This is a genomic window from Thalassospira sp. (genome assembly GCF_030690045.1).
In the GTDB taxonomy this organism is placed as follows: Bacteria; Pseudomonadota; Alphaproteobacteria; order Rhodospirillales; family Thalassospiraceae; genus Thalassospira.
On sequence record NZ_JAUYHK010000006.1, the window covers coordinates 19192 to 27136 of the forward strand.

The window sequence follows — 7945 nt, forward strand, 5'->3', positions numbered from 1 at the left end:
TTGATCGAAACCCGTGGGTATCAATCAAAAGAGCCGATAAAAAGGCCGGATCAACAAGATGTTGGCCCGGCCCGGAAATCAAACGAGTTCTTTGGCCGCCTTGACCAGTGCCTCGGCGGTGATGCCGAAATGTTCGTACAATTCTTCGGCCGGGGCGGATGCGCCAAAGCCGTGCATGCCAATCACCTTGCCGCCATCGCCAACATATTTTTCCCAGCCAAAGACCGACAGGGCTTCGATGGCAACGCGCGGGACGGAGCCCAGCACATTTTTGCGGTATTCCGGCGACTGGGCGTCAAACAATTCCCAGCTTGGCAATGAAACCACGGCGGCATTGATGCCATCGGATTTCAGTTTTGCCTGTGCATTGACGGCGATTTCAACTTCGGAACCGGTGGCAATCAGGGTGACCTGACGCGGCCCGTCGCAATCGGAAATCACATAACCGCCACGGGCGACCATGTTGTCTTCGCGATATTCGGTGCGCAGCGTCGGCAGGTTCTGACGGGTCAGGGCCAGAACCGTCGGGCCGGTTTCATTGGTGATGGCCATTGCCCATGCTTCGGCGGTTTCAACCGCATCACCCGGACGGATCACGGTGACATTGGGCATGGCGCGCAGGGCGGCAACATGTTCGACCGGCTGATGGGTCGGGCCGTCTTCGCCAAGGCCGATGGAATCATGGGTCATGACATAGACAACCCGCTGGTTCATCAGGGCCGACAAACGGATCGACGGGCGGCAATAATCGGTAAACACCAGGAATGTGCCGCCATAAGGCAGAATGCCACCATGCAGTGCCAGACCGTTCATGGCCGCCGCCATGCCATGTTCGCGGATGCCGTAATAAATATAACGGCCATGATAACCGGTTTCGGCGGTAATCGGTGACTGAACCGCGGTTTTGGTATTGTTCGAGCCGGTCAGATCGGCAGAACCGCCAATCATTTCCGGGATCGCCTGGGTCAGGACTTCAAGAACATTCTGCGATGCCTTGCGGGTCGCGACCTTGGGCTTTTCGGCGGTAATCTGTTTTTTATAGTCGTTAAAGGCATCGACCCAGTTATCGGGCAGCTTGCCTTCGATGCGACGTTCAAATTCAGATTTGAGGCCGGATTCCAGCGCGTCAAACTGCGAACCCCATGCGACGAAATCCGATGCGCCACGCGCGCCTGCGGCCCGCCATGCGGCCAGAACATTTTCCGGAATTTCAAACGGTGCATGCGGCCAGCCCAGCTTTTCACGGGCACCGGCCAGTTCGGTGGCACCCAGCGGCGATCCGTGGGTGGCCGAGGTTCCGCCCTTGGTCGGGGCGCCAAAACCGATTTCGGTTTTGCAGGCGATCATCGACGGGGTGGCGGTGGTTTTGGCACGGGCAATCGCGGCTTCGATCGCGACCGGATCGTGGCCGTTGATTTCCTGAACGTCCCAGCCAGCGGCTTCAAACCGTTTTTTCTGGTCTTCGGAGGTTGAAAGCGAGGTCGGACCGTCAATCGAAATGCCGTTATCGTCAAACAGAACGATCAGTTTCGACAGTTTCAAATGACCGGCCAGCGTGATGGCTTCTTGCGAAATGCCTTCCATCAGGCACCCGTCACCGGCAATCACATAGGTATAATGGTCAACCACATCATTGCCAAAGCGGGCATTCATGATGCGTTCGCCCAGGGCAAACCCGACCGAATTGGCAAGCCCCTGACCCAACGGGCCGGTGGTGGTTTCAATCCCGGCACCATGACCATATTCCGGATGCCCTGCGGTGCGGAAACCCATCTGACGGAAATTTTTGATCTGGTTCAGGTCGAAATCTTCGTAACCGGTCAGATGCAGCAGCGCATACAACAGCATCGATCCATGACCGGCTGACAGGATAAACCGGTCGCGGTCGGGCCAATGCGGGTGCTTGGGATCGAATTTCAGGAATTTGGTATAAAGAACCGTCGCGACATCGGCCATGCCCATCGGCATGCCGGGGTGGCCGGAGTTTGCTTTCTCAACGGCGTCTGCGGCAAGAAATCGAATGGCGTTTGCCATGCTGCTGTGGTCTGCTGGGGTCGTCATTGGATGCGCTTCCTGGGGGTTTTCGCTAACGGGCGTTGACAACAGGTATTTTGCTATAAAGTGTGGCGGAACATGCCCGCCCGACGGTCCGGCGTCAACCGCTTCTGTCGAAAAACTGTCTGGCTTGCCGGGATTACGGTTAAGGTTAATATGATCTTTGCCTTTGTATTGCCAGAGTATTGCCTGAGTTATTGACGCCTTCGATGTGGTCCCCCTATGTAGCGGGGCGGTTATGAATGATCAGGATGCTTGAAATGTCTCGTCTCTCCGATGCCAGCGAAAGATTGAAATCTGCGGTTGATGCCCTTGAACGGGTGGCGGAGTCGCATCTGGCGCACCACAGTCAGGATGACCCCGCGGCCCTTGCCGAAACCGAGGCCCTGCGCAGTGAACTTGTTGCCTTGCGCGCCGATTACGACGCCCTGTCGCGGACGACCGAAACGGTGTCGCGCGGCCTTGATGGCGCGGTCGGGCAATTGCGGCTGGTGCTTGACGATTCCCACAAACAGAAACAGGCTTGATTGTTATGGCGCAGATATCAGTCAGAATTAACGGACGGTCTTATGATGTGGCGTGCGATGACGGGCAGGAAAGCCGCCTGTTGCAGCTTGCCGATTATGTCAATGAGCGGGTCGGGGAAATTGCCGGTGCGGTTGGACAGATCGGCGAACAGCGGTTGCTGGTGATGGCAAGTCTTCTGATTGCTGACGAACTTGCCGATGCCCGCACATCCCGCACGGCAGATTCTGCGCAATCATCGGGCATGGATCAGACCCAGGCCGATGAACTTGCCGATGGTATGGAAACCCTTGCGGCGAGGATCGAAACGGTGGCGCAAAAACTGACGATTGCATGACCCGGATGGGGATGCGGAAATCTGACTTAATCTGACACTATGCAATAGTATATTGATCTCTGTGCAATCTCGGGGTAGTCTCGGCTGATAAGTATAGTGAATCGCCGGGCTTGGGGGCATCGGAGACATGAAAATTATGCGTCATATTCATATGGCAGCGTTGGCTTTGGCTACGCTGTTTTTCGTCGCAGGCAATGCGGCGGCGCAACCACCTGAAATCATGATGGCTTCGCTTGAAGCTCGTTTGCCGGACAAGGAACAATCGCTTGTTCACGAGGCGGCCAGACTTGCCCGCGACATCGGGGCGATGGAAACAGCCGCGCTTGAAATGTCCGACGAGATGACCCGGATCGCAAGCGAATTGCGCGAACTGATCAAGGCAACCGAGAGCGAGATGGCCGATGTTCAGCCCATCGCCACCCGTCCGGGCAAGACCAATATTCCGCTGCGTTGAGCGGGGATTTGAGTGTTATCCTGCAACCCTATTGCGCAAATGCTGCGGGATGACTAAGTTCAGATCGCTGGCGTATCGGCGATGCGTCCTTCGGGGCGATCAAGGATTACCGGCAAACGGGAGCTGCTCTGTGCGTCAGGTCGCTAATTCCCGAGGCCGATGCTCATTTCTCTAGGGAACTGTCCCTGTCAGGATCGTGGTTCTGATACACGGTGCCCACCTGCACACGCAGGTCACGAGGGATTACCAATGTCCAACGGCAGTAGTGGCTCCCACTTTCTTTTCTCCCGTGCGACCCTAATTTATTGTGGTGCGTTGTGGCCGGGTATGGCATCAACGCGGCGGCCTTTATGTCGGGCGGCACACAACAGGAAACAGGGCAAAACGCATGCGGATACTTCACCTTGGCGATGTTCTTGGACAGGCGGGGCGCAAGGCGGCACTTGAAGCGCTGCCGATGCTGCGGAACCGTTTGTCGGTGGATATTGCCATCGTCAATGTCGAAAATGCCGCCCACGGGTTTGGTGTTACCGCCAAAATCTGCAAGGAATTTTACGACGCCGGGGCGAATGTGCTGACCACCGGCAATCATGTCTGGGATCAGCGCGAAATCATCACCTATATCGACGAAGATAAAACCCTGTTGCGTCCGTGGAATTTCCCGGAAGGAACGCCGGGGCAGGGCGATTGTGTCTATGTCACGCCTGCGGGCAAGAAGGTTGCTGTCATCAATATGATGGGGCGGCTGTTTATGGACCCGCTGGAATGCCCGTTTGCCGGGGTAAATCGCCTGTTGGGGAAATACCGGATTGGCAAGAATGTCGATGCGGTGGTGATCGATTTTCATGCCGAAACCACATCGGAAAAAATGGCATTTGGCCATCATTGCGACGGACGGGCATCGCTTGTTCTGGGGACGCATACCCATGTGCCAACGGCGGATTCGCAAATCCTGCCGGGTGGTACGGCCTATCAGACCGATGTCGGTATGTGCGGCGATTTCGATAGCGTGATCGGCATGAAAAAAGAAAATTCGATCCAGAAATTCATGACCAAAATGCCGTCCGGCAAGTTCGAGCCCGCCGAAGGCCCGGCAACCGTGTGCGGCATTTATGTTGAAACCGACGATGCCACCGGCCTTGCCAAACGCATCGAGCCGGTCCGGATTGGCGGTCGCCTGAAAGGCAGTTGGCCCAACGCCTGATTTGAATTTGAAACCCGTTTTGGTCCTTTTGTAAAAGAATATGCTCCATGACGTCGTTTATCGAACTTGCTTCTGCCAATCTGCTTTCCCCGATGGTGTTGTTTTTTGTGCTGGGTGTCGTCGCGGCGTTGCTGCGATCCAGCCTTTCGGTGCCCGAAGCCGTTGCCAAGGCGCTGTCGATCTATCTGATCATGGCAATTGGCCTTAAGGGCGGCCACGAGGTTGCCCTGGCGGGGATCAGCGCGTCGCTTGTTTATGCCCTGCTGGCAGGGGTGATCCTCAGTTTTTTATTGCCGTTGCTGGCTTATGGGGCCTTGCGGGCCACCACCAAATTGCCTGCGGTTGATCGTGCCTCGATTGCCGCCCATTACGGATCGATCAGCATTGTGACCTTTCTGGCGGCGGTCGAGGTGATCCGCGGGTTGGGATATGGTGCCGAAGGATACATGGTGGCGGTTGCCGCGGTGATGGAAGTCCCCGCTATTCTGTCGGGCCTGTGGCTTGCGGCACGATCATCGGGCCATTCTGACGCAACGGCCGGGGCGGTGGGTGTGGATCGCACCTTGCTGCGCGAGGTGATGCTCAATGGCAGCATTGTTTTGCTGGTCGGGGCGTTTTTGATCGGGGCGGTGATCGGGGATAAAGGCATGAGTGCGGTTGCGCCGTTGATTGTCGATCCGTTCAAGGGCGTTTTGTGCATTTTCCTGCTGGATATGGGGCTGGTGGCCGGGCGCGGTTTGCGGGATGGCTGGCGCAAGATTACCCCGGCGGTGTTGCTGTTTGGTCTTTATATGCCGCTTTTGGGGGCAGGTGCCGGGTGGCTGTCGGGGTTTGCGCTGGGCCTTCAGACCGGCGGTGTGGCGCTGTTGATGGTATTGTGTGCCAGTGCGTCTTATATTGCCGTACCGGCGGCGATGCGTCTGGCCTTGCCCGATGCCAATCCGTCGATTTCGCTGACGCTGGCGCTGGGGCTGACATTTCCGTTCAATCTGACGATTGGCATTCCGATATATATCGCTGCGGCGTCACTGATTTGAGGATTACGGGCCATCATGAAAACATATGCCAAAAAACGCATGGAAATCATTATCGAAGCACCGTTTCTCAACCGGTTGCTGGATCATCTTGATCAACAGGGTGTGCATGGATATACCGTGGTCCCGGCGATTGCAGGCAAGGGACATGGCGGCAACTGGTCCCGCGACGGGCTGGTATCGGATGCCGGGCGGCTGGTGATGGTGATTTGTATTCTTGATCCATCCGACGCCAGCACCCTTCTGGAAAGCACCTATGCGCAAATGAGCAACCGTATCGGTATTGTTTCGCTGGGCGATGTTGAAGTGGTGCGGAACGATCATTTCTGATCGCGGCATGGCGGCCTGATCCTCCGCGATTCTTGCCTGATCCTCTTTCGGGGTGTTTTGATCCTGTTGTTTGCTGTTGTGGCGCGGTATCATCGGGTCGTTGATTTCCCCCGAAAGGCAAGGCCTGTCGATGAATAACCCTGATGATTTTCCGCGTCTGGTTGCCCGATACGCCACAGAAGACGGCATTAACGAAACCGTTATTCCGCGTCTGGGGTTGTTCAGGGCATCCGCCCCCAGCGAACCGGTCAATGTGGTTTATCAGCCATCGATCTGCCTGATGGCAGGCGGACGGAAACAGGCCGTGATGGGCGACCAGGTTTTTGTTTATGAAGCGATGCAATATCTGGTGGTGTCGATGGATGTACCTGCGGCGGGGCAGGTGACCGTGGCCAGCCCGGAGGATCCTTATCTGTGCCTGCGCCTTGATATTGATCTTAAAATCCTGACGGAAATGGTTCTGGCACAGAATGAGGATGAGTATGAGGATGTGGCAAGGGTCGTCAGATCGGCAATCCCCGAACCATCCCTGCAAGTCAGTGATGCCACCCCGGAATTGATTGATGCCGCGATGCGGCTGTTGCGGTTGCTGGACGCGCCGGGCGATATTGCCTTGCTGGCACCGTTGATTGAACGTGAAATCCTGTATCGCCTGTTACAGGGGCCGCAAGGCCACCGGTTGCGACAAATGACCTGTGCGGATAGCAAGCTGGGCCAGATTTCCCGGGCGGTTGAATGGATACGGCATAATTACCGCGAACCGTTTCGCGTAGAAAAAGTGGCCGCCGAAGCCCGCATGAGCCCGTCGGCCCTGCATCAGCATTTCAAGGCCGTCACCGCGATGAGCCCGTTGCAATATCAAAAACAGTTGCGCCTGCAAGAGGCACGGACGCTGATCATGGCCAACAGCATGGATGCGGCCAGTGCCGGATATCATGTCGGCTATGAAAGTCCGTCGCAGTTTTCACGGGAATATCGCCGCCTGTTTGGCGCGCCACCCCGCCGCGATATCGAAAAATTGCGGATGGCCTCCGGACTTGGAATTGCTGTTTAGGGGCACAGGGCAAGACGGCACCGCGATCACAAAAAGGCCCGCCGGATGTGGCGGGCCTTTTTGTGTCAATCCGTCCTGTCGATGCCGGAAGTTTCGATTTGGTGTTCGTCGAACAATTCGCTTAAGGCCGATGCCGCATTGATGGCGGATGGGAAACCGGCATGGACCGTCGTCAAATAGACGATTTCGCGCAATTCATCGGGTGAAACACCCAGATTGAGCGCGTATCGGGCATGCGTTGTCATATAGGGAATATCACCCGTTGCCGCAAAGGCCGCGACGGTCGCCAATTGACGGGTTCGGTGGTCGAGAATGTTGCGCCCCCAGATGTCACCCAATGCGTAATCCAGAGTAGCATCGGCCAGAAACGGGAAATGACGTCTCATATTTTCAAGGGCAGGCTGACCGGCGCCAGCGGACAATGTGTTGACGACTTCTTCTGCGCGTTCACGTCGTTCATTTGCCTGTGCCGTTGTTGCCATCAGCACGATGGCCGTCAGCATTGCGGATAAAAACAAAAAATTCAATTTCATGATCGGCTCCTTGGGGCTTGGGGATTTGCAGACATGCAATGTCATGTCCTGCGATCAACACCCCGAGGATAGAAATTTCCCGCGCCAATGGGATGCGTCATTCCTCCGCCTTTGTTGCCCATTTGTCCGAACAGCGCCATGAATCACAAAGGCCCGCCGGGTGTGGCGGGCCTTTGCGTAGGGCTGTATGTGATAATCAGGCCGCCCGGTCATGGGCCTGCTGACGCAGATCATCAAGGATGCGGTTGATGCTGGAACGCAGATTTTCGACTTTCTCCGATGCCAGTTGTGCGGTTTGCAAGACCTGACCGGACAATTCGCCGGTTTTGCCGGTTTCATTGGCAACATCGGTGATCGAGGTCGATACCGCACGGGTACGGTCCGCCGCCCCGCGCACATTGCGGGTGATCTCGTTGGTC

The 7945-nt window shown here is 56.4% G+C and carries 9 protein-coding genes, 1 other RNA gene and 1 pseudogene; 8 read left to right on the forward strand and 3 right to left on the reverse strand.

Annotated elements, in window-relative coordinates:
* Positions 1 to 78 precede the first annotated feature (78 nt).
* Entirely contained in the window at positions 79 to 2061 is a 1983-nt protein-coding gene (gene tkt / locus Q8O73_RS03365; RefSeq protein ID WP_305554980.1) for a transketolase, read from the reverse strand.
* A 254-nt stretch (positions 2062 to 2315) separates the two neighbouring features.
* Between tkt and Q8O73_RS03370 the strand changes: the two genes are divergently transcribed.
* From Q8O73_RS03370 to Q8O73_RS03405, 8 genes are all read left to right on the forward strand, one after another.
* Positions 2316 to 2582 carry a hypothetical protein gene (locus Q8O73_RS03370; RefSeq protein ID WP_305554983.1) on the forward strand — a complete coding sequence of 89 codons (267 nt, stop codon included), beginning with the start codon at positions 2316 to 2318 and terminating at the stop codon, positions 2580 to 2582.
* A gap of 5 nt (positions 2583 to 2587) precedes the next feature.
* The gene (locus Q8O73_RS03375; protein ID WP_305554986.1) at positions 2588 to 2917 is read left to right on the forward strand and encodes a cell division protein ZapA; all 330 of its coding nucleotides are present in this window, start codon (positions 2588 to 2590) and stop codon (positions 2915 to 2917) included.
* A 127-nt stretch (positions 2918 to 3044) separates the two neighbouring features.
* Positions 3045 to 3371, forward strand: coding sequence for a hypothetical protein (locus tag Q8O73_RS03380; RefSeq protein ID WP_305554989.1), 327 nt, complete (start codon positions 3045 to 3047; stop codon positions 3369 to 3371).
* A 117-nt stretch (positions 3372 to 3488) separates the two neighbouring features.
* Positions 3489 to 3647, forward strand: a non-coding RNA gene (gene ssrS, locus Q8O73_RS03385) — 6S RNA.
* A gap of 112 nt (positions 3648 to 3759) precedes the next feature.
* On the forward strand, positions 3760 to 4575 hold the full coding sequence (locus tag Q8O73_RS03390) for a TIGR00282 family metallophosphoesterase (protein WP_305554992.1): 816 nt from the start codon (positions 3760 to 3762) through the stop codon (positions 4573 to 4575).
* Positions 4576 to 4622: 47 nt separating this feature from the next.
* Entirely contained in the window at positions 4623 to 5612 is a 990-nt protein-coding gene (locus Q8O73_RS03395) for a sodium-dependent bicarbonate transport family permease (RefSeq protein WP_305554995.1), read from the forward strand.
* A gap of 15 nt (positions 5613 to 5627) precedes the next feature.
* Entirely contained in the window at positions 5628 to 5939 is a 312-nt protein-coding gene (locus Q8O73_RS03400) for a DUF190 domain-containing protein (protein WP_305554998.1), read from the forward strand.
* Positions 5940 to 6069: 130 nt separating this feature from the next.
* Positions 6070 to 6993, forward strand: coding sequence for an AraC family transcriptional regulator (locus tag Q8O73_RS03405; protein ID WP_305555001.1), 924 nt, complete (start codon positions 6070 to 6072; stop codon positions 6991 to 6993).
* 65 nt (positions 6994 to 7058) lie between these two features.
* Here the strand turns inward: Q8O73_RS03405 and Q8O73_RS03410 are convergent, their stop codons facing one another.
* Positions 7059 to 7526, reverse strand: coding sequence for a carboxymuconolactone decarboxylase family protein (locus tag Q8O73_RS03410; RefSeq protein WP_305555004.1), 468 nt, complete (start codon positions 7524 to 7526; stop codon positions 7059 to 7061).
* A 196-nt stretch (positions 7527 to 7722) separates the two neighbouring features.
* Positions 7723 to 7945, reverse strand: a pseudogene (locus tag Q8O73_RS03415) (hypothetical protein); the annotation flags it as partial.

Bases quoted from the DNA above. Each gene is read 5' to 3' on its own strand.
- tkt (WP_305554980.1), bottom strand. From the start codon at position 2,061: ATGACGACCCCAGCAGACCACAGCAGCATGGCAAACGCCATTCGATTT.
- Q8O73_RS03370 (WP_305554983.1), top strand. From the start codon at position 2,316: ATGTCTCGTCTCTCCGATGCCAGCGAAAGATTGAAATCTGCGGTTGAT.
- Q8O73_RS03375 (WP_305554986.1), top strand. From the start codon at position 2,588: ATGGCGCAGATATCAGTCAGAATTAACGGACGGTCTTATGATGTGGCG.
- Q8O73_RS03380 (WP_305554989.1), top strand. From the start codon at position 3,045: ATGAAAATTATGCGTCATATTCATATGGCAGCGTTGGCTTTGGCTACG.
- Q8O73_RS03390 (WP_305554992.1), top strand. From the start codon at position 3,760: ATGCGGATACTTCACCTTGGCGATGTTCTTGGACAGGCGGGGCGCAAG.
- Q8O73_RS03395 (WP_305554995.1), top strand. From the start codon at position 4,623: ATGACGTCGTTTATCGAACTTGCTTCTGCCAATCTGCTTTCCCCGATG.
- Q8O73_RS03400 (WP_305554998.1), top strand. From the start codon at position 5,628: ATGAAAACATATGCCAAAAAACGCATGGAAATCATTATCGAAGCACCG.
- Q8O73_RS03405 (WP_305555001.1), top strand. From the start codon at position 6,070: ATGAATAACCCTGATGATTTTCCGCGTCTGGTTGCCCGATACGCCACA.
- Q8O73_RS03410 (WP_305555004.1), bottom strand. From the start codon at position 7,526: ATGAAATTGAATTTTTTGTTTTTATCCGCAATGCTGACGGCCATCGTG.